Source organism: Stenotrophomonas sp. WHRI 8082, from assembly GCF_040223995.2.
Classification (GTDB): Bacteria; Pseudomonadota; Gammaproteobacteria; order Xanthomonadales; family Xanthomonadaceae; genus Stenotrophomonas.
In genome coordinates this window covers 3,094,706-3,117,007 of the sequence record NZ_CP167826.1, presented here as the reverse complement: position 1 = coordinate 3,117,007, position 22,302 = coordinate 3,094,706, and the positions used below count along the sequence as shown (strand labels likewise).

Annotated in this window: 24 protein-coding genes and 1 pseudogene; 7 read left to right on the top strand and 18 right to left on the bottom strand. The window is 64.9% G+C overall.

Going from position 1 to position 22,302, the window contains the following annotated elements; translation table 11 throughout:
* Positions 1 to 8 precede the first annotated feature (8 nt).
* The 8 genes from ABRP17_RS13560 to ABRP17_RS13525 form a co-directional block, all read right to left on the bottom strand.
* Entirely contained in the window at positions 9 to 1,571 is a 1,563-nt protein-coding gene (locus ABRP17_RS13560) for a sodium/sugar symporter (protein ID WP_349984592.1), read from the bottom strand.
* Between the two features lie 75 nt (positions 1,572 to 1,646).
* Positions 1,647 to 2,528, bottom strand: a complete 882-nt coding sequence (locus ABRP17_RS13555; RefSeq protein ID WP_349984593.1) for a 2-dehydro-3-deoxygalactonokinase — start codon at positions 2,526 to 2,528, stop codon at positions 1,647 to 1,649.
* Positions 2,525 to 3,433 (bottom strand): SMP-30/gluconolactonase/LRE family protein, encoded by a 909-nt coding sequence (locus tag ABRP17_RS13550; protein ID WP_349984594.1) that lies wholly within the window; start codon positions 3,431 to 3,433, stop codon positions 2,525 to 2,527. The genes ABRP17_RS13555 and ABRP17_RS13550 overlap by 4 nt, the downstream gene beginning before the upstream one ends.
* 2 nt (positions 3,434 to 3,435) lie before the next feature.
* Positions 3,436 to 4,584: a galactonate dehydratase gene (gene dgoD / locus ABRP17_RS13545; protein WP_188326465.1), complete on the bottom strand. Its 1,149-nt coding sequence runs from the start codon at positions 4,582 to 4,584 to the stop codon at positions 3,436 to 3,438.
* Entirely contained in the window at positions 4,581 to 5,231 is a 651-nt protein-coding gene (locus tag ABRP17_RS13540; RefSeq protein WP_349984595.1) for a 2-dehydro-3-deoxy-6-phosphogalactonate aldolase, read from the bottom strand. The genes dgoD and ABRP17_RS13540 overlap by 4 nt, the downstream gene beginning before the upstream one ends.
* A complete protein-coding gene (locus ABRP17_RS13535) occupies positions 5,203 to 5,970 on the bottom strand; it encodes an SDR family oxidoreductase (RefSeq protein WP_349984597.1) in 768 nt (255 codons plus the stop codon). Before ABRP17_RS13535 ends, ABRP17_RS13540 begins: the two co-directional genes overlap by 29 nt.
* Entirely contained in the window at positions 5,967 to 6,974 is a 1,008-nt protein-coding gene (locus tag ABRP17_RS13530) for an aldose epimerase family protein (RefSeq protein WP_349984598.1), read from the bottom strand. Before ABRP17_RS13530 ends, ABRP17_RS13535 begins: the two co-directional genes overlap by 4 nt.
* Positions 6,975 to 7,103: 129 nt before the next feature.
* Positions 7,104 to 8,111, bottom strand: a complete 1,008-nt coding sequence (locus tag ABRP17_RS13525; RefSeq protein WP_349984599.1) for a LacI family DNA-binding transcriptional regulator — start codon at positions 8,109 to 8,111, stop codon at positions 7,104 to 7,106.
* Positions 8,112 to 8,206: 95 nt separating this feature from the next.
* On the opposite strand from ABRP17_RS13525, the gene ABRP17_RS13520 reads away from it, so the two are divergent.
* Genes ABRP17_RS13520 through ABRP17_RS13500 form a run of 5 tightly spaced genes read left to right on the top strand, consistent with a single transcriptional unit; the run spans position 8,207 to position 12,842 of the window.
* Positions 8,207 to 9,259 (top strand): sugar phosphate isomerase/epimerase family protein, encoded by a 1,053-nt coding sequence (locus ABRP17_RS13520; RefSeq protein WP_349984600.1) that lies wholly within the window; start codon positions 8,207 to 8,209, stop codon positions 9,257 to 9,259.
* A gap of 27 nt (positions 9,260 to 9,286) precedes the next feature.
* The gene (locus ABRP17_RS13515) at positions 9,287 to 10,504 is read left to right on the top strand and encodes a nucleoside permease (protein ID WP_188326459.1); all 1,218 of its coding nucleotides are present in this window, start codon (positions 9,287 to 9,289) and stop codon (positions 10,502 to 10,504) included.
* Between the two features lie 12 nt (positions 10,505 to 10,516).
* Positions 10,517 to 11,641, top strand: coding sequence for a Gfo/Idh/MocA family oxidoreductase (locus ABRP17_RS13510; protein ID WP_349984601.1), 1,125 nt, complete (start codon positions 10,517 to 10,519; stop codon positions 11,639 to 11,641).
* A 19-nt stretch (positions 11,642 to 11,660) separates the two neighbouring features.
* Positions 11,661 to 12,527 (top strand): sugar phosphate isomerase/epimerase, encoded by an 867-nt coding sequence (locus ABRP17_RS13505; RefSeq protein ID WP_349984602.1) that lies wholly within the window; start codon positions 11,661 to 11,663, stop codon positions 12,525 to 12,527.
* Positions 12,528 to 12,545: 18 nt separating this feature from the next.
* On the top strand, positions 12,546 to 12,842 hold the full coding sequence (locus ABRP17_RS13500; protein ID WP_188326456.1) for a cytochrome c: 297 nt from the start codon (positions 12,546 to 12,548) through the stop codon (positions 12,840 to 12,842).
* 28 nt (positions 12,843 to 12,870) lie between these two features.
* Here the strand turns inward: ABRP17_RS13500 and ABRP17_RS13495 are convergent, their stop codons facing one another.
* The 5 genes from ABRP17_RS13495 to ABRP17_RS13475 all read right to left on the bottom strand — a co-directional run bounded on the left by ABRP17_RS13495 (position 12,871) and on the right by ABRP17_RS13475 (position 17,662).
* Positions 12,871 to 13,614, bottom strand: coding sequence for a DUF1080 domain-containing protein (locus ABRP17_RS13495; protein ID WP_349984603.1), 744 nt, complete (start codon positions 13,612 to 13,614; stop codon positions 12,871 to 12,873).
* Positions 13,615 to 13,658: 44 nt separating this feature from the next.
* A complete protein-coding gene (locus tag ABRP17_RS13490) occupies positions 13,659 to 14,234 on the bottom strand; it encodes a gluconate 2-dehydrogenase subunit 3 family protein (RefSeq protein WP_349984604.1) in 576 nt (191 codons plus the stop codon).
* A complete protein-coding gene (locus ABRP17_RS13485; RefSeq protein WP_188326453.1) occupies positions 14,234 to 15,919 on the bottom strand; it encodes a GMC oxidoreductase in 1,686 nt (561 codons plus the stop codon). The genes ABRP17_RS13490 and ABRP17_RS13485 overlap by 1 nt, the downstream gene beginning before the upstream one ends.
* Before the next feature lie 30 nt (positions 15,920 to 15,949).
* The gene (locus ABRP17_RS13480; protein ID WP_349984605.1) at positions 15,950 to 16,852 is read right to left on the bottom strand and encodes a TIM barrel protein; all 903 of its coding nucleotides are present in this window, start codon (positions 16,850 to 16,852) and stop codon (positions 15,950 to 15,952) included.
* 231 nt (positions 16,853 to 17,083) lie between these two features.
* Positions 17,084 to 17,662 carry a single-stranded DNA-binding protein gene (locus ABRP17_RS13475; protein WP_349984606.1) on the bottom strand — a complete coding sequence of 193 codons (579 nt, stop codon included), beginning with the start codon at positions 17,660 to 17,662 and terminating at the stop codon, positions 17,084 to 17,086.
* 675 nt (positions 17,663 to 18,337) lie between these two features.
* On the opposite strand from ABRP17_RS13475, the gene ABRP17_RS13470 reads away from it, so the two are divergent.
* Together ABRP17_RS13470 and ABRP17_RS13465 are read left to right on the top strand one after the other, a co-directional pair.
* Positions 18,338 to 19,369, top strand: coding sequence for a LacI family DNA-binding transcriptional regulator (locus ABRP17_RS13470; protein ID WP_349984607.1), 1,032 nt, complete (start codon positions 18,338 to 18,340; stop codon positions 19,367 to 19,369).
* A gap of 10 nt (positions 19,370 to 19,379) precedes the next feature.
* The gene (locus tag ABRP17_RS13465; protein WP_349984608.1) at positions 19,380 to 19,721 is read left to right on the top strand and encodes a hypothetical protein; all 342 of its coding nucleotides are present in this window, start codon (positions 19,380 to 19,382) and stop codon (positions 19,719 to 19,721) included.
* Positions 19,722 to 19,789: 68 nt separating this feature from the next.
* Here the strand turns inward: ABRP17_RS13465 and ABRP17_RS13460 are convergent, their stop codons facing one another.
* The 5 genes and pseudogenes from ABRP17_RS13460 to ABRP17_RS13440 all read right to left on the bottom strand — a co-directional run bounded on the left by ABRP17_RS13460 (position 19,790) and on the right by ABRP17_RS13440 (position 22,134).
* On the bottom strand, positions 19,790 to 20,275 hold the full coding sequence (locus ABRP17_RS13460; RefSeq protein WP_349984610.1) for a hypothetical protein: 486 nt from the start codon (positions 20,273 to 20,275) through the stop codon (positions 19,790 to 19,792).
* Entirely contained in the window at positions 20,275 to 21,153 is an 879-nt protein-coding gene (locus tag ABRP17_RS13455) for an endonuclease/exonuclease/phosphatase family protein (protein WP_349984611.1), read from the bottom strand. The genes ABRP17_RS13460 and ABRP17_RS13455 overlap by 1 nt, the downstream gene beginning before the upstream one ends.
* 84 nt (positions 21,154 to 21,237) lie before the next feature.
* A pseudogene (locus ABRP17_RS13450) lies at positions 21,238 to 21,354 on the bottom strand (SseB family protein); the annotation flags it as partial.
* A gap of 82 nt (positions 21,355 to 21,436) precedes the next feature.
* The gene (locus tag ABRP17_RS13445; RefSeq protein ID WP_349984612.1) at positions 21,437 to 21,754 is read right to left on the bottom strand and encodes a hypothetical protein; all 318 of its coding nucleotides are present in this window, start codon (positions 21,752 to 21,754) and stop codon (positions 21,437 to 21,439) included.
* Positions 21,754 to 22,134: an SseB family protein gene (locus tag ABRP17_RS13440; RefSeq protein ID WP_349984613.1), complete on the bottom strand. Its 381-nt coding sequence runs from the start codon at positions 22,132 to 22,134 to the stop codon at positions 21,754 to 21,756. Before ABRP17_RS13440 ends, ABRP17_RS13445 begins: the two co-directional genes overlap by 1 nt.
* Between the last annotated feature and the right edge of the window lie 168 nt (positions 22,135 to 22,302).

Sequence of the window (22,302 nt, the reverse complement as noted above, 5' to 3'; positions counted from 1 at the left end):
CTCTCTCCTCACCAGAACAGGGCGTACAGGGCCACCAGGATCGCAACGACCGCGATGGCACCCACGTTGAAGGACGAACTCGTGGCGTAGACCACATCATCGGTGCGGACCACGTCCTTGGCCGGTGCGGCAGGCGTGGCCAGCGAAACGCCCACCGCGAGCGCAAGCGCCAGCAGGAACACCAGGCCGACCCGGTCGATGAAAGGCAGTGCAGGCCAGGCCAGCTTCAGCACGACCGACAGGACGAACGAGCCGATGGCAGCGGCAAGTGCGCCGGCCTCGTTGGCGCGCTTCCAGAACAGGCCCAACAGGAAGATCACCACGATGCCCGGGGTGAAGAAGCCGGTGTATTCCTGGATGTACTGGAAGGCCTGGTCGAAGCTGCCGAGCAGCGGCTTGGCGGCCAGGATGCCCAACACCACGGTGACCGCTGCGGCGATGCGTCCCACCCGCACCAACTGCGTCTCGTCGTGCTGGCGCTTGCCCTTGGCGTAGAAGTCCAACGTGAAGATGGTGGCCACCGAATTGATCTTCGACGCCAGCGACGCCACGATCGCAGCGACCAGCGCGGCGAAGACCAGCCCGAGGATGCCCGTCGGCAGCAGGCGCATCATGGTCGGATAGGCCTGGTCGGGCGTCTCCAGCCCCGGCGCCAGCATCACCGCAGCGATGCCCGGCACCACTACGATCAGCGGCATCAGCAGCTTCAGGAACGCAGCAAACAGCACGCCCTTCTGCGCTTCGCCGATGTTCTTGGCTGCCAGCGCGCGCTGGATGATGTACTGGTTGAACCCCCAGTAGCTGAGATTCATGATCCACAACCCGCCGATCAACACGCTGATGCCCGGCAGGTCTTTGTAGAACGGGTTGTCCTTGCTCAGGATCATCTCGAAATGACCCGGATGCGCCTGCCACAGGCGGGTGATGCCCGCGACGATGCCCGCCCCTTCGCCCAGCTGGTTGAGTGTCAGCCCGGTCACCAGCAGACCGCCCAGCACCAGCAGCGACACCTGCACGATGTCGGTCAGGGCGACCGCCTTCAGGCCACCGTACAGTTGGTACAGCAAGGCGAACACACCAATCAGCACCACCGCCAGCATCTGGTCCATGCCGGTGACCTGGCTGACCGCGATCGCGCCCAGCCACAGGATGGAGGTGACGTTGACGAACACATACAGGCCCAGCCAGAACACCGCCATCAGCGTACGGATGCGGCTGCCGTAACGTTGTTCGAGGAACTGCGGCATGGTGTAGATGCCGTTGCGCAGGAACACCGGCAGGAACCATTTACCCACGATCAGCAGGGTCAGCGCCGCCATCCATTCGTACGAGGCGATGGCCAGGCCGATGGCATAACCGGAGCCGGACATGCCGATGATCTGTTCGGCGGAAATGTTGGCCGCGATCAAGGACGCACCGACCGCCCACCACGGCAGCGAGCGGCTGGCCAGGAAGTAATCCTTGGCGTCCTTCACGTGGCCCGCTTTCTCACGGGATACCCACTGCGCCAGCACGAAAACACCGGCGAGGTAGATCAGTACGATGGTGGTATCAAGCACCGAAAGTTGCATGTCCTGCTTCCTTGTTGCGGGTGCCGGCGGATCACCGGGCGGTGGGAGATGAAACGAACCGAAGGTGCGCCAGCGCTATACCGGCAGGCCACGTGCATGCGCGAGCAGGTGCATGCCCCGCGCTGCGCTTTCTTCACCGTGGAGTGCCGCCTGCATGCCGCGCAGCTTCAGCGCCGTCAGATAGCGCGCAGCCAGGTCGTCGGATGCGATCACCTGCACCGTGTCGCCCGAAGCGGGCAGCGACTGCACTTCATGCCCGATCAGCAGGCCGGACAGATAACTGGTCAGCTGCTCGGGTGCGAGCTGATCGAACAGTGCGCGCGTTCGCACACTGAACAGGTGATGCAGCAGCGCATTGCAACGCGACGCCATGGACATCCCGTCAGCGAATGCAGCGTCATCATGCGGCGCATCGACCATCATCCGACCCAGCAGACTGTGTTGGCGCAGCACGGCAAACACCTCGCCGGTCATGAAGGTACTGAAGCCTTCGATACGGCCGTCCACTATCCGCACGTGCTTGCTGTGCGTACCGGGCAGAAGCACGTGATGCGAGCCCGCGCCGAGCGTCGGCAGCAGGCCGCACAGCTGGGTCTCTTCGCCACGCATCACATCAGGCACCTGATGCGCATCGAAACAGCTCACACCCGGCACCAGCCACAGCGCGCGACCCGACATGGCGTCGCCGTCAAGTAGCCGCATGCCGGCAGCGATGTCCTGCAGACTCGCGGGGGCCTGCACGTAGGGCACTTCCTGCCAGCCCTGCCGGCTGCCGACCATGCCGGCGAGCACCACCAGAGCGTCGTCCCAGCCGTCGATCAACTGCCCCAGCACGTCAGCGAAGCGGCCACCCACGTGCAGCAGGCCCTGATCGGTCCGGCGCGTTTCACGCACGCGGCCATCGCTTTCCACGCGAAAGGCACGCAGGCTGCTGCTGCCCCAGTCAACGGCGATCATGCGTCCGCGAACCGGGTATCGGGCAGACCGAGCACGCCCTGCAGGCGGCTGGCGAATACGCCGCCACTGCCGGGCTCCGCTTCCAGTTGCGCAGCGTCCAATCCATCGCGTGCCGAGGTGATGAACAAAGTGTCCAGCGCATCACCGGCGAAAGCCACGCAGGTCGGCTGCCTGGCGGGCACGTATACCGTGTGCGCTACGGCGCCGGCAGCGGAGTAACACACCACCTGCCCTGCCCCCCACTGCGCACCCCATACCCGGCCCTGCGCGTCAACCGCTGCACCGTCCGGCTCGGCACCGTCGACCACGGCAAAGAGCTGTGGTGCACCGACGGTGGCGGTATCGGCGTCGTAGCGCACCTGCATGATCCGTCCCTGCAGCGAATCGCAGTAGTACATGCCGTTGCCATCGGGCGTGAAGCCGATGCCGTTGGCGATCGTCACCGGATCCAGCGCCAGCTGGCGCAGGCCATGCCGGCGCGAGTACTGATGGAAGTACGCCGTACGTGCCTGCTCCGCGCCCTCGTTGATGCACCCGAACACGAAGTTGCCACTGCGGTCCAGGCGCCCATCGTTGATGCGCATGTCCGCTGCGGGCATCGGCACGTCGCAGATCCGCTCGCACGTCAGTTCGCTGCCGGCGGCGCACTCGCGCGGGTCAGCCAGGTACAGCGCGTCCTCCATGCCCAGCAACAGGCGTCCGGACCCACACAGCGCCAGACAACCCACCCGCCCAGGCGTTGACCACCATGTACCGGCGGCCGCATCCGGCCCCTGCCGCCAGATCCGGCGTCCTTTGATATCGGTCCACCACAGCACCCGCTCGCGCGCGCACCAGACGATGCTCTCTCCCAGCGTGCAGCCGCTGTCGAACGCCAGCACGGCATCCGGGGCCCGCATCGACATGCTTACCATTCGGCAACACTCCCGTCTTCGTGGCGCCACAGCGGGTTGCGCCAGTCACCCGCCGTCCGCGCGCGTTCGATCACCACGTCTTCGTCGATGTCCACGCCCAGTCCCGGCTGGGTAAAGGGCAGGATGGAGCCTTCGTGCATGGTGAAGGCGTCCTTGTTCTTTACATAGTCCAGCAGCTCGCCGTCGGCGTTGTAATGGATGCCGATGCTCTGTTCCTGCAGCACGGCGTTCCAGCTGGCGAAGTCCACGTGCAGGCACGCGGCCAGCGCAACCGGACCCAAGGGGCAATGCGGCGCCAGCGCCACGTCATGGGCCTCTGCCATGGCGGCGATCTTCATGCACTCGGTGATGCCGCCCGCATGCGACAGATCCGGCTGCACGATGGACAGGCCACCGGCAGCGAAGACGCTCTTGAACTCGGTGCGCGAGAACATGCGCTCCCCAGCCGCCAGCGGGATGGCCGTCTGCTCGGCAAGGCGCGGGTAGTACTCCGCCTGCTCCGCCAGTACCGGCTCTTCGATGAACAACGGCCGGTACGGTTCGAGCTCACGGATCAGCGTCTTCGCCATCGGCCAGCCGACGCGGCCATGGAAATCCAGGCCGAACTCGATCGTCTGACCGAATGCTTCGCGTATCTCGGCGACTTTGGCCACGGCGGCATCGATGGTGCGGCTGGGTGCCAGCAGTGGCATCTCCTCGCAGGCATTGAGCTTGAAGGTGTCGTAGCCCAGTGCAACGCGTGCGCGGATCTGCGCGATGATGTCGGCCGGGCGGTCACCGCCCACCCAGCAATAGGTCTTCATGCGGTCGCGCACCAGACCGCCAAGCAGCTGGTACACCGGCACGCCAAGCGTCTTGCCCTTGATGTCCCACAGGGCCTGGTCGATGCCGGCCAGTGCACTCATGAACACCGCACCGCCCCGGTAGAAGCCGCCGCGGTACAGCACCTGCCAGTGGTCGTTGATGCGCGCCGGGTCCTTGCCGATCAAGTGCTCGCCGAGCTCCTGCACCGCGGCCTCCACCGTACGCGCGCGGCCCTCGATGACCGGCTCGCCCCAGCCCACCACGCCTTCGTCGGTCTCGATCTTCAGGAACATCCAGCGCGGCGCGACGCGATACGTCGTCAGGCGGGTGATCTTCATGGTGTGGCACTCCGCAGGGCGGCGACGAAGGCGCCTGCATGGCGCGCCGTGGTGGCGGCATCCTGGCCGGGGCGATACAGCTCGCCGCCCAGCCCCGCCCCCGTACATCCGGCCTGCAGGAAGGCCGCGAGATTGTCCGGGCCGATGCCCCCGACGGCATAGAGCGGCACCTCAGGTGGCAGCACCGCCTTCAGCGCACGCACATAGCCGGGGCCGAAATGCGCTGCAGGAAACAGCTTCAATCGCTGCGCCCCCGCGTTGATCGCAGCGAACGCTTCGCTGGCGGTGGCGAAACCGGCGGCCACGTCCAGCCCGTGCGCACGGGCATGCGCGATCACCACAGGGTCCGTATTCGGGGTGACCATCAGCTGTGCACCCGTGGCGGCCAATCGATCCACGTCTGCGGTCGTCAGCACGGTACCCGCGCCCACCTCGGCGTCGCCGCGCGCCTCTTCCAGTGCCAGCTGCACACTGCGCAGCCAGTCCGGCGAATTGGTGGGGATTTCGATCTGCGCGATGCCTGTATCGATCAACGCGCGCACATGCATGCGGATCTCCGCAGGCGTGATGCCGCGCAGGATCGCAATAAGCGGAAGAGAAGGAAGGCTCATGGGGGGCTCAGTAGTAGAGTTGGCTGCGGCCGCCATCGATCAGGATGTCGGCCGCGTTGATGAAACGGGCTTCGTCGCTGGCCAGGAACAACGCGGTCTGCGCGACTTCGGACGGTTCACCGATGCGCTTGGGCGGCAGTAGTGCTTCCTGTTCCTGCCGCGCCTGCGCCGGGTCCGGCTGCGCGTCGAACCAGCGCTCGATGCGATCCACCAGGATCAGGCCAGGCGAAATGGAATTGAAGCGGATGCCCTTGGCCGCGTACTCCAGGCCGAGTGCCTTGGTCATGCCGATCAACGCATGCTTGGCCACGTTGTACGGGAAGGCCCCCTGGATGATGCGATGGCCATGCACCGACGCGATGTTGACCACCGATCCCGCGCCCTGCTGCAGCATGTGCGGCACGACCGCGCGGGCGAAGTTCCAATGCCCACCCAGGTTCACGTCCAGGTTGCGCTGCCAGATCTGCGCGGACAGTTCCAGCGGCGGCGAGAAGACATCCATGCCGGCATTGCTGACCAGCACGTCGACGCGACCCAGGGCCTGCGCCACGTGTTCGACGAACGCACTGACCGCGTCGGCATCGGTGACATCACCTTGCTGGAACAGCGCGAACGCGGGGTCGCCCTGCGGCGGCGCGCCCAGGTCATAGCCGGCCACCAGCGCGCCGTGCGCATGGAACAGCGTGGCGATGGCGTGGCCGATCCCATTGGCGGCACCGGTGACGATGGCCACCTTGCCGTGCAGCCGCCCCGTTGGTTCAGGTGGTGCGTTCATTGCGTGTCCTTGCTGAAGCGGTAGACGATGCGATTACGGTAGACCTCACCGGGGCGCAGCACGATGGAAGGAAACGCCGGATGGTTCATCGCATCGGGGAAGCTCTGTGGCTCCAGGCAGATCGCACCGCGTGCGCGGTACGGACGGCCGGAGCGTCCCTGCAGACTGCCATCAAGGAAGTTGCCGGTGTACACCTGCAGGCCGGGTTGATCGCTCCAGACGTGCAGCACGCGGCCGGAAGACGGTTCATGCAGACGCGCGGCCAAGCGCAGGGCGCCCGGCACCTGCGTGTCCAGAATCCAGTAATGATCGAAGCCCGCGGCCCGCTGCAACTGCGCGTCGTCGCGGTCGGACAGCCCGTCACCGAGCGCGCGTTCGTCGCGGAAATCGAACGCGCTGCCAGTGACGTCCATGCGTCTGCCGGTAGGCGTCAGATCAGGCCGCAACTCCAGGAACGACGACGCCGGCAGCGTGAGCCGATGAGCGTCCACGGTGCCCGCCCCTTCGCCGGCGAGGTTCCAGAACGGGTGATGGGTGAGGCTGACCGCCGTCGCACGGTCGCAGGTCGCGGTGTACTCCACGTGCAATGCGTCAGTGTCATCCAACGTGTATTCGACGGTGATCCGCAGTTCACCGGGAAAGCCTTGGTCACCATCGGGGCTGATCAGCTGAAGGCGGGCACGGTCATTCTGCACGTCCAGCCATTGCCACGGCCGCGTATCGAATCCTGCCGGCCCGCCGTGAAGGCACGTGCAGCCATCCACCGACGCCAGCGTGTGCTGCTGGCCGTCCAGATCGAAGCAAGCGCCGCTGATGCGCCCCGCCACCCGGCCTATGCTGCTGCCCAGGAACGACCTGCCCTCGCGGCGGGCGGTCGCATCCCGATGTCCCAGCACCACGTCTGCCAGATGGCCACCGCGGTCGGGCACGCGCATCGCCGCGAGCGCTGCGCCGTGCTGCGCGATCTCTGCCTGCAGGCCATGTACGTTGCTCAACACCACCATGGACAAATACACCTCGCGCTGGGGTTGAGGGCTTGTAGGCCCTGCGCTGAGGATAAAAACAAATAATACTACAATTGAAAAGTTGCACTGCAACATGGGGCTTCAAGGAGGAGGCTGCAGCCTCGTTCCTCAGCCGTTCTTTGGCGTGCCCGTTGAGCCGCGCACCATCAGACTGAAATCCAGCGTCTGCTGGAGCGGCTCCTCCACCCCCTCAATGATGGCAAGCAGCAGGCCGACCGCGCGCACACCGATTTCCCGCATGGGTTGCCTGATGGTCGTCAGCGCCGGCGTGAGGTAACGCGACGACGCCAGGTCGTCGAAGCCGACGATGGACACGTCTTCCGGCACACGGATGCCCCTGTCCCGGCAGGCCGCCAGGGCGCCGAGGGCCATCTGGTCGCTGAAGCAGAAGATCGCGGTCGGCACCGAAGCTCGGGCCAACAGCGCCATCGCTGCGGCATGGCCGGACTCCACTGAAAAATCGCCCGGCACCCTGCTCAGGCTGCGCAGGCGTCCGCGTGCCCTGCCGGCCGCCTCCACCCCCTCCAGCCGCTGCCGGTGCAGCGGATTGTCGGGCGGCCCGCCGACCACGGCGATGTGCTCGTGTCCCAGCCCGTACAGGTGTTCCATCACGGCGCGCGCAGCGGCCACGTTGTCGATGTGCACGCTGGGGATGCCCAACGCAGGGTCGAACTCGCATCCATTGACCACCGGCGCGGCGGCGCCCAACTGCTGGACGATCGCCTGCGCTGTCGGCGGAAGGCGATGCCCCAGCACGATCAGCCCGTCAGCCTCGTTGCGCCGGAGCATCTGCGCATAGCGCTCTTCGCGGTCGGGTTGATCCTGGGTATCGCCCAGCAGCACGGCGTAGCCGGCGGCCTGCGCCGCGTCCTCCGCACCCTGCAGGATCTGGGCGAAGAACGGATTGGCGATGTCCGGCACGGTGACCAGGATCTTGCCGCTGCGCTGCGTCTTCAGCGTGCGGGCTACTGTGTTGGGGACATAGCCCAGCGCGGCGGCGGCCTGCTCGATGCGGGTACGCGTCGCCGGCAGGACTTTTTCCGGCCGGGAAAGCGCGCGCGACACCGTGCCAGCAGACACACCGACGTGCTTTGCGATGTCGTAGATCGTGGCCATTGCGTCAGTTCATGGTTCCGCTGTGCAGCGCACAACAGCTCTTGGAGGAGGCCCTGCTAGGATAATGCAATCGATTGCATCGAGGGCGAACCCGCTTGAAAACGCTCAAGGGTCCCGCGCTGTTCCTGGCGCAATTCATCGGTGAAACACCCCCCTTTGATCGGCTGGACACGCTGGCCAAGTGGGCCGCAGGCTTGGGCTATTGTGGCCTGCAAGTGCCAACCGGCGATCCGCGCCTGTTCGATCTGGCCGAGGCCGCGCGCAGCCAGACGTACTGCGACGACATTGCCGGCACGCTGGCCGCACAGGGCGTGCAGATCACCGAAATGTCCACCCATCTGCAAGGGCAACTGGTCGCCGTCCATCCCGCCTACGACAGCCTGTTCGACGGATTCGCACCGCCCGACAAACGCGGCGATCCGGCTGCCCGCCAGGCCTGGGCAGTCGACCAACTGATGCTGGCCGCCAAGGCCAGCCAGCGGCTGGGTCTGACGGCGCATGCCACGTTCTCCGGCGCACTGGCCTGGCCTTACTTCTATCCCTGGCCGCAGCGTCCGCAAGGGCTGGTGGACGAGGCGTTCGCCGAACTCGGCCGCCGCTGGCGTCCCATCCTGGATACCTTTGATGCGTGCGGCGTGGACCTGTGCTTCGAGATCCATCCGGGCGAGGACCTGCACGATGGCGCCACCTTCGAACGCTTCCTCGACGTGGTGGACCACCATCCCCGCGCAAAAATCCTGTACGACCCCAGCCACCTGCTGCTGCAGCAGATCGACTACCTCGGCTTCATTGATCGCTATCACGAGCGCATCGGCATCTTCCACGTCAAGGACGCGGAGTTCCGTCCCAGTGCGCGAAGTGGGGTGTATGGCGGATACCAGGACTGGATCGATCGACCCGGACGGTTCCGTTCGCTCGGCGACGGCCAGATCGACTTCAAGGCGATCTTCTCGAAGTTCGCCCAATACGATTTCCCGGGCTGGGCGGTGCTGGAGTGGGAGTGCTGCCTGAAGCACCCGGAAGATGGCGCGCGGGAGGGCGCCGCCTTCATCCGCGACCACATCATCCGCGTAACCGAACGTGCTTTCGATGACTTTGCCGACAGCGGCACAAATACGGAATCACTGCACCGCATGCTGGGGATCTGAACCATTACCGCCCTGGGAGGGGTAGCCATGACGCACACCATGTCGCGCTTGGGCGCGATGATGTTCCTGCAGTTCTTCATCTGGGGCGCATGGTTCGTGACCCTGGGCACGTACCTGGTGCAGGGCCCGCTGCAGGCCACTGCAAGCCAGGTGGCGACGGCCTTCCTCAGCCAGTCCATCGGCGCCATCGTGGCCCCCTTCCTGGTCGGCCTGGTCGCCGATCGCTACTTCGCCGCGCAGCGCATCCTCGCGGTGCTCCACCTGGCGGGCGCGGTGCTCATGTGGATGGCATCCACGGCAACGGACTTCAGCACGTTTTCTGCCTGCGTCATGGGCTACATGCTGCTGTTCATGCCCACCTTGGCGCTGGCCAACAGCGTGGCGATGCGGCACATGCAATCGCCTGAAAAGCAGTTCCCCTTGGTGCGCGTGGCCGGCAGCGTCGGCTGGATCGTAGCGGGCGTGCTGATCGGCTGGCTGGGCTGGGAACAGGCGCATCGGCTTGAGCTGACGTTCCGCATGGCGGCGATGGCCTCGCTGGCGTTGGGACTGTATGCCTTCACCCTGCCCCACACGCCGCCGCTGGCCCGACAGCGCGACGCCGGGATGGGGCAGATCCTGGGACTGGATTCGCTGCGGCTGCTGAAGTCGCGCTCCTACCTGGTGTTCTTCCTGGCCTCCATCGCCATCTGCATCCCGCTGGCGTTCTATTACAACTTCACCAACCCGTATCTCAACGATCTGGGCGTGCGCGGCGCGGCAGGCCTGCAGTCGCTGGGGCAGGTATCCGAAGTCCTGTTGATGCTGGCGATGCCGTTCCTGTTCGTGCGGCTGGGGGTCAAGACGATGCTGGCCGTGGGCATGGCCGCGTGGGTGCTGCGCTATGTCATGTTCGCCTTCGGCGATGCAGGCGGCGGCTTCAGCCTGCTGGTGATCGGCATCGTATTGCACGGCATCTGCTACGACTTTTTCTTCGTCACCGGCCAGATCTACACCGATGCACATGCCGGCCCCGCCGCACGCAGCAGCGCGCAGGGATTCATCACACTGGCCACCTACGGCGTGGGCATGTTGATCGGCACGTTCCTGTCCGGCGCGGTGGTCGAGCACTACACCACGGCAGCCGGCCCGGACTGGCAGAAGATCTGGCTGTTCCCGGCAGGCGTCGCACTGATCGTACTGATCGCCTTCCTGCTGCTGTTCCGCGACCGGCCGGTCGTCGCAGCCACACCTTCCACGCCCTGAGGACCCCAGCCGATGCACGCACTCGGAATCGCCATCGTCGGCACCGGCATGATCGGCGCCGTGCACCGTCGCGCGGCCCTGCTGGCCGGGGCCGCGGTCCGCGGTGTCGCCGCCTCTTCCGCGCAGCGCGCGCGTGAGGTGGCGCAGTCGTGGAATGTCCCGCGCGGCTACCGCGATATCGACGAACTGCTCGCCGATCCGCAGGTGCAGGTCGTGCACATCTGCACACCCAACCATCTGCACCGCGCCATGGCACAGGCGGCACTGGAAGCCGGCAAGCACGTGATCTGTGAGAAACCGCTGGCGACAACGCTCGAAGACGCGCAGGCGCTGGCCGCACTGGCCGCGTCGACCGGGCGGGTCGCCACGGTGCCCTTCGTTTACCGCTACCACCCGGTGGTGCGTGAGGCACGCGAGCGTATCGCGCAGGGCGAACTGGGCCCGCTGCACCTGATCCACGGCAGCTACCTGCAGGACTGGCTGCTGGACCCTGCCAGCAACAACTGGCGCGTGGACCCGGCCCTGGGCGGTGCTTCACGCGTGTTCGCCGACATCGGCTCGCACTGGTGCGACCTGGTGGAATGGGTCGGCGGCGAGCGCTTCGTCGACGTCAGCGCGGCGTTCGCCACCGTGATCGACGAGCGCGGCACCCTCACCGGTCAGAGCTTCAGCACGCCGGCGGCGGGCGGCGCGATGCAGGCGGTCGCGAGCGAGGACGTGGCGGCGGCGATGTTCAGAACCAGCACGGGCACGCTCGCCTCGTTGACGGTCAGCCAGGTCTCGGCGGGACGCCACAACCGCCTCTGGTTCGAGATCGATGGCGCCAAGGCGAGCGTCGCGTTCAACCAGGAGGACGCCGAACGGCTGTGGATCGGCCGGCCTGACCAGCGCGAGGAGCGCTTCGTGCGTGGGCCGGGCGCCGGCAGTGCCGAACAGCGCCGCCTGTCGGTGTTGCCGGCCGGGCATGCGCAGGGCTACGCGACCTGTTTCGAGGCGTTCGTCGCCGACACCTATCGCGCCATCCACGGCGAGCAGCCGCAGGGCCTTCCCACCTTCGAAGACGGCGTGCGCTCGGCACGGATTGTCGACCGCGTCATTGCATCGGCCAGGACACGCGCCTGGACCCCCATTGGTTGAATCCCAAGAGGATGTGTTGATGAACATCGCCGCACGCCGGACCGCCACCTTCGCACTGCTGGTGCTCGCCGCCCTGCCCGCCTTCGCACGCGAAGCAACCGCCCCGCAGAAGCCCATTGCCGTGCAGATGTACACGCTGCGCGACGCGGGCACGCTCGACCAACAGTTGAAGATCGTCCACGACGCGGGCGTGGACGCAGTGGAGACGGTCGGCACGCAGAACGTCAGCGCCGAGGAACTCAAGCAACTGCTGGAAAAGTATTCGATAAAGGTCATTTCCTCCCATGTACAGTTGGCCGACCTGCGCAAGGATCTGGACGGCGCGGTCGCCTTCAACCGGTCGGTCGGCAATACCACGCTGGTGGTGCCGTATCTGGACGAGAAGGATAGGCCGACCGATGCGGCCGGCTGGACCGCATTGGGCAAGGAACTTGGCCGCATCTCGACGCGGTTGCGGGCCAAGGGCATGCACTTGGCTTACCACAACCACGACTTCGAACTGGTCGACTTCGATGGCCGGACAGGCTTGGAACTGCTGTTCGCAGCGGCCGGCCCCGATCTGCAGACCGAGCTGGACGTGGCTTGGGTGGCGCGTGCCGGCCATGACCCAGCCGTGATGCTGGCAAAGTTCCAAGGCCGCCTGTTCGCGATACACGCCAAGGACAATGCGCCGAAAGGCCGCGCCGAAGACGAAGGTGGCTTCGCGGCCGTGGGCCAGGGCGTGCTGGACTGGCGCGCGATCCTGCCTGCTGCAAAAGCGGCTGGCGTGCAGTGGTACATCGTCGAGCACGACCATCCGCGTGATCCGGCCGCGGTCATCCAGACCGGCGCGGACTACCTGCGCAATCACCTGACCGCCACCCTGCCAGCCAGCGCACCGCGCTAGCACGCCAAGGAGCCCCGTTTGAAAAAGATCCTGAAAATCGCCGTGGTGCTATGGGCGTCGACGCTTGCCACCGCGGCGTGGAGCAAGGACGACCCCGCCGCCGGCGCGACGCTCTACGCAACCCACTGCACGGCCTGCCACGGCGCTGACCGCGCGGGCATGCCGGGCGCGTTCCCCGCACTCACCGACGTCGGCAAGCGGCTGCAGCCCGCAGAGATCAAAGAGAAGATCAGCAAAGGCGGCGGCCTGATGCCGCCCTTTTCTCACCTGACACAGCAGGAGATCGACGACATCGCCAGCTATCTGGCGAAGTAGTATCCCGGCGCGGCGCCGCGCTGCGCCGCTACAGTTCGCGCACCCAGATGTTGCGGTAGCTGACCTTGGAATCGTGTTCCTGCAGCGAGATCGGCGCGCAGTCATGCGGCGCGTACGAAGGGGCGCCGATGTATTCGGTCCTGCCCGCCAGCACGGTATCGTCCTGCACCAGCACGCCGTTGTGCAGCACGGTGATGCGCGCAGGTGAGATCAGCCCACCGCCCTGCGAGAAGCGCGGCGCCTTCCAGATGATGTCGTAGGCCTGCCACTCCCCCGGCGCCCGCGAGGCGTTCACCAGGGGCATCGCCTGCTTGTAGATCGAGCCGGCCTGGCCGTTGGCATAGGTCGGGTTGTGATGACTGTCGAGCACCTGCAGTTCGTACAGCTCCTGCAGGAAGATGCCGCTGTTGCCGCGGTTCTGGCCGTCGAAACCTACGGTCGCGCTGGGCGAGCGCCATTCAACGTGCAGCTGGATATCGCAGAACCGCTGCCGGGTGCGGATGCCCTTGCTGCCCGGCACCACGGTCAGCGCACCGTCGTCGACACGCCACGGCACGCGTCCGCCCTGCTCCGACTCCCACGCGGAAAGGTCTTTGCCATCGAACAGCACGATCGCATCGGAAGGCGCCCTCCCCACGGGCGTGGCCACGGTCGCGGGCACCGGCGACCACACCTCGGTTCTGGTCGGATCGCGCGCGGGCTCGTCAACGGCCTGCGCGAACGCAGGCGCCGCCGCGAGCAGCCCGGTAGCCATCAGCAAGGGTCTGATCATCGTAGTTCCCGGAAAGAGACGAGTAAGCGCTTCGTGGCGGGCCATCAGCCGGTTGCCCACGCCGGCGTGCCGGGGACATAGGGCACGTCGCCGTCGTAGCGACCCGGCACGGCGACATACTGCAGCACCTCGGTCGCGCCGACCTTCGAGGTGAAGAAACCGAAGAGTGTCAATTGCTTGATCATCGTGAAGTAGTGCGGCATTTTTTCGCCCGCTCCGGTCATTCCGGTTTCGTCCACGTCGACAGCGCGTTTCCTGGCCTCCGCATCCAGCGTGCGCAGCAACTCGGTGCGGTCGGGCGCGGTGAGCGCCACGAACTGGCCCCCGGCGCGTTTGTCGATGTCGGCCAGGCCGGCGCGGAACGTCGTCTGCTGCGCGGCGGTGTAGCAGTCGGTGACGAATGTCGCCATGAAGGCACCGGCGCCTGCATCCTTCGCCCCCGGTGTGCGGGTACGCGGCAGGATGGTTTCAGCGATCTCATCCAGCATGGCGACATCGGTGGCGGAGAAGACGCGCTTCGCTCCGGCAGCAGGCGCCTGACCATGGGCCAACGCAGGCAGGCCGACCATCGCCGCGCCGGTGGCGGCGACGATCATCTTCAGCAGTTCGCGGCGGTCCATCACAGGTTCCCCGCTTTCAGCTCGCGCACTGCATGGTCAGCTGCCCGTGCGGTCAGCGCCATGTAGGTCAGCGAAGGATTCACGCAGGCACTGGAGGTCATGCAGGCGCCGTCAGTGACATAGACGTTGGGCGCATCCCAGACCTGGTTGTGCTGGTTCAGCACGGAGTTGCTGCGGTCACGGCCCATGCGCGCGGTGCCCATTTCGTGGATGCCCTTGCCCGGCGCGTAGTCGTGGTCGTGCATCTCCACGTCCTTCACGCCTGCCGCCTCCAGCATCTCGGCGGCATCGGCGGCCATGTCCTTGCGCATGGCCGTTTCGTTCGCGCGCATCGACACGTCCATCGCCAACACGGGCAGCCCCCACTTATCTCTCTTGTCACTGTCCAGGCGGATCGTGTTGTCGTGGTGGGGCAGCATTTCGCCGAATCCGGTCATCCCGATGCGCCAGTCGCCCGGCTGGGTCAGCGCATCCTTCAGGTCGGCGCCGATGTTCAGCTCGGCGATCTCACGTGACCAGCCGTTGCGGCTGGCGCCGCCCTGGTAACCGAACCCGCGCAGGTAACCGCGCTTGTCCGTGGCCACGTTGCGGAAGCGTGGAATATAGAAGCCGCAAGGACGACGTCCGAAGTAGTACTTGTCATCGTACCCCTCGACGCGGCCGGAAGCCCCGGCACCGAAATGATGGTCCATCACGTTGTGCCCCAGCTCGCCGGACGAAGAGCCCAGCCCGCCTTCCCAGACATCGGTGGCCGAGTTCATCAGCAGCCAGCTGGAGTTGAACGACGAAGCGTTGAGGAAGATGACATTGGCCGTGTACTGATAGGTCTGTCCGTTCTCGGCATCGATGATCTCCACGCCACGCGCCCGCTTGCGATCCTTGTCATACAGCACTTCCTTGACGATGGAGAAGGGCCGCAAGGTCAGGTTGCCGGTCTTCATCGCCGCCGGCAACGTCGCCGACTGGGTCGAAAAATAGGCACCGAAGGGGCAGCCCAGGATGCACTTGTTGCGGTACTGGCAGTTGACCCGGCCCTGCTCCACCTTGGGCTGGGTGATGTTGGCGGTGCGCGAGTGGATCATGTGACGGGTGCCGCCGAACGCCTTTTTGATCCGCGCGGCCACGTCCTTCTCGACGATGTTCAGTGGAATCGGCGGCAGGAACTCGCCATCCGGCAACACGTCCAGCCCTTCGCGCGTGCCGGCGATGCCCGCGAACTTCTCCACGTGGTCGTACCAGGGCGCGATGTCGGCATAGCGGATCGGCCAGTCGGTGGCGATGCCATCCTTGAGGTTGGCCTCGAAATCCAAGTCCGACAGGCGATAACTCTGCCGCCCCCACATCAGCGATCGGCCACCCACGTGATAACCACGGAACCAGTCGAATCGCTTGGTCTCGACGTACGGCGAGTCCTTTTCGTCGGCCCACATGCCCTCAAGATTCTCGGCAAGACCGTAGTCGCGCATCAACACCGGAAAGTCGGCCTTCATCGCCTGGGTCGGCCGGTTGCGGTGCGGGAAATCCCAGGCCTCCTTCATCGCGTTGACGTAGCCCTTTACGTGCTCGATGTTGCGTCCGCGTTCGAGCATCAGCACCTTGAGTCCTTTCTCGGTCAGTTCCTTTGCTGCCCAACCGCCACTGATTCCGGAGCCGACGACGATCGCGTCGTAATGATTGTCTGCCATGGGGTCTACTTCACCTTGGTGGATATCGTTTCAGACGTCGCAGAGGCGTATTGCCTCGCGCAGCGAACCGACGGGATCGGGCGCTGCAGGCATGAATTCCTGCGCCAGATATCCATCGAAACCGGTGTCGCGGATCGCGCGACAGATGGCGGGATAATGGAGTTCCTGCTGGTCTCCAATTTCGTGCCGGCCAGGCACGCCCGCGGTGTGGTAATGCTTGAAGTACGCGTGATGCCTGCCGATGGTGGCGATGATGTCGCCCTCCATGATCTGCATGTGGTAGATGTCATAGAGCAGGCCGAAATGCGCCGACCCGAGCCGCTGGCACAGTGCCACGCCCCAAGCAGAGTGGTCGCACAGATAATCCGAATGATCGACCTTGGAGTTCAACAACTCCATCACCAGCACGACGCCGCGCTTCTCGGCGTGTCCGAGGATGCGTTTGAGTCCGGCCTCGGCGTCGGCCATGCCCTGCAGCGGGTCCCTGCCGTTGCGATTGCCGGAAAAACAGATGAGGTTGCGGTAGCCGGCATCAGCCACCAGGTCGATCTGCCGCGTGTAGCGCGCCACCAGCTCATCGTGGAACTGGCGGTCGGCGAAGCCCTTTTCCAGGCTGATCTCCGCGCCGTTGCACATCGAGCAGTACACGCCATGGGCCTTCAGCGTGGGCCAATCTTCCGGGCCGACCAGATCGATGGCGGAAAAACCGAGGTCCTTGACCGTCTGACAGAGTTGCGCGACCGACTGCTGCGGGAAAGTCCAGCGGGCGACGGAGTGCTTGAGGTTGCCCTTGAGCGGTGCGGCCGCGGGCGCAGCGTGCGCGGGGAATATGGCTGCAGCGCCCAGGACCGCGCTACCGGTCAGCGCCATGCGGAGCGCATCCCGTCGCGTGAACCCCGGGGCTTGGGCCGGTCCGTTCGAATGGATGGACATCCACCTGCCGGCCTCCCAACCGGTTTCAAACGCTATCAATTTGCTGCAATGCAATCGATTGCACCATAGAGGAGGTCATCGATTTTTTGCAAGACGCAGTGCACGAAAACACATGCTGCGGGGCACAAGACGGCGCGCGCGGGGCATCGTCGATCAGTCCGTCGGCCACAAAAAAGCCCCGTCAAAACGGGGCTTTTTGAAACGTCTTGAAAGCTGGCAGCAGACGCTCCGTCAGAACGGAATATCGTCGTCTGCGAAGTCGTCCATCGGCGGCGCCTGCTGCGGCTGCTGCTGGGGACGCTGCTGGCCGTAGCCGCCGCCCTGACCACCCTGGCCGCCTTGGCGCTGACCACCGCCACCACCACCACCACCGCCGTATTCCTGGCGCGGGGCCTGCTGGCGCTGCGGACGATCGCCGCCGTAGTTGCCACCGGCGCCGGCGCCTGCACCTGCACCGCCGCCACCGCCGCCTTCACCGCGACCGCCGAGCATCTGCATTTCATCGGCAATGATGTCGGTGGAATACTTTTCCACCCCATCCTGACCGGTGTACTTGTCGTAACGCAGGCTGCCTTCGACGTACACCGAGCTGCCCTTGCGCAGGTATTCACCGGCGATTTCGCCGAGCTTGCCGAAGAACACCACGCGGTGCCATTCGGTGCGTTCCTGCTGGTTGCCATCCTTGTCCTTGCGGACGCTGGTGGTGGCCAGGCTGATACGGGTGATGGCCATGCCGCCCTGGGTGTACTTCACGTCCGGGTCGTTGCCGAGGTTGCCGACCAGGATGACTTTATTGATGCCACGCGCCATAGGAGTGTTCTTCCGTTGTCCGGGGACGGTCCGGGCGGGCCTTGGGGGCGCCGGCGCGGGACCATCCCAATGAATTGGGGGGATTGCAGAACGCCCCATGTTACCACCGGACGGGCGTTGGACTCGGGCGGGATTGGGTCGTGCGGGGTCGGGGTCTGCCCTTGTGGGGACCCGCCGAGCGGGGGTCGGCGGTATGGGGTTTCCGGGCGGCGGCCGTGATGTTGGCCTGCGTTGGGATCCCGCCGAGCGTGGCTCGGCGCTACCGGGTTGCGCCGTAGCGGGCGGCTGGGGGCTGGGTAGCGCCGAGCCGTGCTCGGCGTCGTGTACCGACAGATTGCAGCTTTGCCCATAGCCGCTCGGAGCGTTCCTGCGCAGGATGACGGGGCTGGTCCAGCGAGGCCAGCGGGGATCACAGTCCCCACTTGAGCAACACCCCCCGCGCTTTGCCCGTGCTTGGAGTCAGGGCAAAGTATGCATCGACCCGTCGGTTCCATGGCGGGCGGTGCGCGGGGATCTTCGGATCCGCCGGATCATTGGGGGTTATGCTCAGCCGGTACTGTGACCCGCACCGTCCGCCACCTCGTGCTCCGGCGCAGGTGGCCTTCCGGCGTGGCCCAAACCAGCGACCCGCAACAGCCCATGGCATCATGACTGCATCACCCCAGTGCCGCATTCATGACCATCAAAGGCAAAGCCACGTCCTTGGACATCGCCCACTTGGCCGGGGTATCCCAGCCCACGGTGTCGCGTGCCCTGCGCGGCAGCCCGATGGTCAATGCCGAAACCCGCGAGCGCATCATCGCCATCGCCCGCGAGCTGAACTACAAGGTGGACAAGAACGCCTCCAGCCTGCGCCTGCGCAATGCCGGCACGCTGGCGCTGCTGTTCTTCGAAGACCCCACCACCGACGATTCGCTGATCAATCCATTCTTCCACGCGATGCTGGGTTCGATCACCCGCGCCTGCGCGCTGCACGGCCGCGATCTGCTGGTGTCGTTCCAGCAGCTATCCACCGATTGGCATACTGATTACGAAGACAGCAACAAGGCCGACGGCATCATCCTGCTGGGCTACGGCGATTACCACGAATCGGTGACCCGCCTGCAGCGGCTGGTGGAACAAGGCACGCATTTCGTACGCTGGGGCGCCGCCCTGCCCGGCCAGCCCGGCGTGTCGATCGGCAGCGACAACTACCAGGGCGGCTTCGACATCACCGCCCATCTGCTCGACCAGGGCTGCACGCGTATCGCCTTCCTGGGCCACGCGTCCAGCCATTACCCGGAATTCGAGGAGCGTTATCGCGGGCATGTCGCCGCGCTCGAAGCACGCGGCCTGCTGGCCGATCCGCAGCTGCAGGTCGATGCGATCACCACTGAAGAGTATGGCCAGACCGCCTGCGAAGTGCTGCTGGCGCGTGACGTGCCGTTCGATGCGATCTGCGCGGCCAGTGACCTGATCGCCATCGGCGCACTGCGCGCCCTGCGCGAACACGGCCTGCGCGTGCCGCAGGACGTCATGGTCACCGGGTTCGATGACATTCCGCTGGCCGCTTCCGTATCGCCCCCGCTCACCACCGTAGCGCAGGACACCAAGCAGGCGGGTCAACTGCTGGTGGAAAAACTGTTGGCGCTGGTGGCTGGTGAAACCGCCGAGGGGATGAGCATCCCAGTGAAACTGGTGCTGCGCGAATCATCGCAGCAACGCTGAAAGGACTCGCATGACTGCTGAAGAAACACCGCTGAGGGTGGTGATGATCTACGGGTTCTCCGGCGCGTATTCCGGCACGGCGGAGTTCGATTGGAGAGCGCCGGAAGTCGGCGAACGGCATAACTGCATGCTGTTCCTCAGCCAGGCGCGCGAGGAGGATGCGTTCGACGAGGCACTGGCCGAGTGCGCGCGCTTCGGCATGGGCGATATCCAGGATCTGCGCTGCGGCAGGCTCCGAGTGGAGGTGCTGAACACGGACCTCTACCGCGGCTTTGCCTGCTTCTACGAAGAAGCACTGAATAACGGCAGTTCACTGCTGTGGTACCCGCACAAGAAGCCAGACGCCGGGTGACGCGTCGCCGTCTGTAAACGCTGTTCCAGAGTGCGCTGACGCGCGCGCGCGCTGGATCGTTCATCAGTCTATTCGAGACTTGCCGACGTCAGCCTCGGCATCGTAGCGCCCGCCTCGGTCAAGAGCTTGGCAATTTCTCTGCCAGCGTGTGCGGTCGCCAACAGCTCGGTCAACGCAACTTCGAGTCCGCCCCCGTCACGGCATGTCACTTCACGACCAGAGTATTTCAGCTTGATCGGGTAGCCCCCATCCGATCGACCCCACTCGCAAAGTTCAATTCCATGATCTCCAATCATGGCCTTCAGAACGTAGTGAGAATGCTCGTATTCAAGCCTGTCGCCGAGCGTCATGCCAAGCATACCAGCGCGCTGCTTCTTCAATGAATCCGCCGTCAGCTTCATGACCGAATCGACCTTGAAAGCGAACCCCGGTAAACCTGCCTCTACGAACTGCGCGCTCGCCTTGGCCAGAATTCCCCTGATCTCCTCTTGGTTCTTGTCGGCATTTTCCTTGGCTGCCATCCCCTGACGGAGCGCCTTGACGAAATCAACCATTAGACACTCCAGTTCAGTTGAGCAATCACCGGAAGGTGATCGAAAACAGCCACGTTCTGCTGGTCACCCATATCTGACCAAGGGATCACCCCAACGCACGATTCATCCAAGACCCAGCTATCTCCCGTCAACAACTCGTGGCTAAACATGATCTGGTCAAACAGCCACCAGGTTTGATTCCCGGCACTTCCATATCGAAGTGTGCCGTGCCTTATCGGAAGTCCGGTAAAGGGGCGAGACCAAGGGCCGGACAGGTGCTTCCAGAAGGGGTTGTAGATCTTGCCGTTCGCCAGTGCCAGAGAGCTGTCTCGCACGGCACCCAGGTGGCAGAAGATCGAGTCACTGTATGGCTCATCATTGTAATCACCCATCAGGACCACCGGTCTTTCCAAGCGTAGCGCGGAGACTATCTCCAGAAGCTTGGACCCCAGGTACACCCGCTCATGGCTTCCGTCATGCATGCGAAGCCGACTTGGCCAGTGGGACAGAACCACCGCCAACTCATCTTTCTCAGCCTCGAAACTGATGACGATCCCAACACCCAGCCGTAGAGCCTTGTCACGCGACCTGTCAACGTGATGAACGATCATTTCTTCTGCCAATCGCAATCTACCGATTCGATACACCACGCACATATCAAAGCGCACTTGTCCATCTTGACCATGCAACGAGCGCACGCCATATCCAAGGTCAGTTACGACAAGCTCAAGCGCGGCGACGTCTTCGACGGATATCTCGCACAGTCCGATCAGATCAGGCTGCTGGGAACGGATCAACTCGCCAAGAATCGACATTGCCGTCGTCCGCTTTGAGTCGGCCGCAGCGAGCCCACGTCCACTGAAAATTCCAGCGTTCCACCAAAGAAGGCGAAGTTCCATCGCGCGCCTGGAATCCGAAATCCGATGATCCAATTTACGCGAAGCTGGCCTGTCCGGTGATGCAAAATATGGATCGAACGGCTACTACGCTGCGAAGTCTTTGAGTATTTCACCCACGCCCGCCGGCGAGATCTCGAACCCCAACGTGGTGCCGGGATTGATCACCACGCCATAGCCGCCCGGTAGGCGGCGGCATCCGTCGGGCGCAGGAAGAGCCGACTTCAGTCGGCTTCCTTGCAGAGCAGCCGACTGAAGTCGGCTCTACCGACCGAGGTTCCATCTGCTATCGCGTGCCATCCATGCTGCGCGTCCACGCGGCCGAATAGAGAAGGACGCAGACTGCGATCGCGCCGGGGGGCAGGCCGGCGGCCAGCGTGTACAGCCAGCGGTTGCGCCCCATAGCCTGTGCGGCCTTGCCAAGCTGATAGGCCACGACGAGATTGCACAAAAACATCGGCAACAGGGCCAGCTCACTCATGAAACCGAGTGCATCCAGTGCCAGGCCAAGCCCCAAGAAGCCCACGAACTGGTAAAGCAGGAGGGTTCCGCCCGACGAGACGTACTTCATTGCCAAGGCGCCGGATTGTGGGGTGGCTGCCATTACGCGAAATCCTTCAGGATCTCGCCCACGCCAGTCGGCGAAATCTCGAACCCCAGCGTCGCGCCAGGATTGATCACCACGCCATAGCCGCCCGGTACGCGGCGCAGCACGTCGAGCATCAGCCAGCGGATCTGGTGCGGGGCCTGTTCGGAATGGAAACCGACACGCGCCGGATCGGTGAACACGGCGACGTGCAGCACGCCCTGCTTGTCGAACAGCAGCGGGTCGAAACCGCTTCCATCGGGGGTGACCAGGCTACCAGTGAGCAGCACCACCTCGGAGGCGACGAAGGCCTGCATGAAGGCCTTGATCGGCAATTGGCCGGCCATGGCGGTCTGCAGCAGGGTCTCGATCGGGGTCTGTGGCGGAAGGTCGGTCATGGCGAGTGGAGCACGGCGGGCGGAAGCGTGATTGTACCCAGCGCCGCGACGCAGATATCGGGTAGTGACGGCCGCTGGCCGTCAGAACGGGGTACCGGGCTGCCGTGGTGGGTGATTCAAGAGCAAGGGCATGACGGCCAGCGGCCGTCACTACCGGAGCGGGGGCAA

What these genes read in the sequence shown, in the direction of transcription:
- ABRP17_RS13490 (WP_349984604.1), bottom strand. Translation starts at nt 14,234, where the DNA reads ATGGACCGCCGCGAACTGCTGAAGATGATCGTCGCCGCCACCGGCGCG.
- ABRP17_RS13485 (WP_188326453.1), bottom strand. Translation starts at nt 15,919, where the DNA reads ATGGCAGACAATCATTACGACGCGATCGTCGTCGGCTCCGGAATCAGT.
- ABRP17_RS13530 (WP_349984598.1), bottom strand. Translation starts at nt 6,974, where the DNA reads ATGGTGGTGTTGAGCAACGTACATGGCCTGCAGGCAGAGATCGCGCAG.
- ABRP17_RS13480 (WP_349984605.1), bottom strand. Translation starts at nt 16,852, where the DNA reads ATGTCCATCCATTCGAACGGACCGGCCCAAGCCCCGGGGTTCACGCGA.
- dgoD (WP_188326465.1), bottom strand. Translation starts at nt 4,584, where the DNA reads ATGAAGATCACCCGCCTGACGACGTATCGCGTCGCGCCGCGCTGGATG.
- ABRP17_RS13460 (WP_349984610.1), bottom strand. Translation starts at nt 20,275, where the DNA reads ATGGTTGATTTCGTCAAGGCGCTCCGTCAGGGGATGGCAGCCAAGGAA.
- ABRP17_RS13560 (WP_349984592.1), bottom strand. Translation starts at nt 1,571, where the DNA reads ATGCAACTTTCGGTGCTTGATACCACCATCGTACTGATCTACCTCGCC.
- ABRP17_RS13515 (WP_188326459.1), top strand. Translation starts at nt 9,287, where the DNA reads ATGACGCACACCATGTCGCGCTTGGGCGCGATGATGTTCCTGCAGTTC.
- ABRP17_RS13445 (WP_349984612.1), bottom strand. Translation starts at nt 21,754, where the DNA reads ATGGCAGCCACCCCACAATCCGGCGCCTTGGCAATGAAGTACGTCTCG.
- ABRP17_RS13475 (WP_349984606.1), bottom strand. Translation starts at nt 17,662, where the DNA reads ATGGCGCGTGGCATCAATAAAGTCATCCTGGTCGGCAACCTCGGCAAC.
- ABRP17_RS13555 (WP_349984593.1), bottom strand. Translation starts at nt 2,528, where the DNA reads ATGATCGCCGTTGACTGGGGCAGCAGCAGCCTGCGTGCCTTTCGCGTG.
- ABRP17_RS13550 (WP_349984594.1), bottom strand. Translation starts at nt 3,433, where the DNA reads ATGTCGATGCGGGCCCCGGATGCCGTGCTGGCGTTCGACAGCGGCTGC.
- ABRP17_RS13465 (WP_349984608.1), top strand. Translation starts at nt 19,380, where the DNA reads ATGACTGCTGAAGAAACACCGCTGAGGGTGGTGATGATCTACGGGTTC.
- ABRP17_RS13510 (WP_349984601.1), top strand. Translation starts at nt 10,517, where the DNA reads ATGCACGCACTCGGAATCGCCATCGTCGGCACCGGCATGATCGGCGCC.
- ABRP17_RS13470 (WP_349984607.1), top strand. Translation starts at nt 18,338, where the DNA reads ATGACCATCAAAGGCAAAGCCACGTCCTTGGACATCGCCCACTTGGCC.
- ABRP17_RS13535 (WP_349984597.1), bottom strand. Translation starts at nt 5,970, where the DNA reads ATGAACGCACCACCTGAACCAACGGGGCGGCTGCACGGCAAGGTGGCC.
- ABRP17_RS13455 (WP_349984611.1), bottom strand. Translation starts at nt 21,153, where the DNA reads ATGGAACTTCGCCTTCTTTGGTGGAACGCTGGAATTTTCAGTGGACGT.
- ABRP17_RS13540 (WP_349984595.1), bottom strand. Translation starts at nt 5,231, where the DNA reads ATGGCGGCCGCAGCCAACTCTACTACTGAGCCCCCCATGAGCCTTCCT.
- ABRP17_RS13495 (WP_349984603.1), bottom strand. Translation starts at nt 13,614, where the DNA reads ATGATCAGACCCTTGCTGATGGCTACCGGGCTGCTCGCGGCGGCGCCT.
- ABRP17_RS13505 (WP_349984602.1), top strand. Translation starts at nt 11,661, where the DNA reads ATGAACATCGCCGCACGCCGGACCGCCACCTTCGCACTGCTGGTGCTC.
- ABRP17_RS13525 (WP_349984599.1), bottom strand. Translation starts at nt 8,111, where the DNA reads ATGGCCACGATCTACGACATCGCAAAGCACGTCGGTGTGTCTGCTGGC.
- ABRP17_RS13440 (WP_349984613.1), bottom strand. Translation starts at nt 22,134, where the DNA reads ATGACCGACCTTCCGCCACAGACCCCGATCGAGACCCTGCTGCAGACC.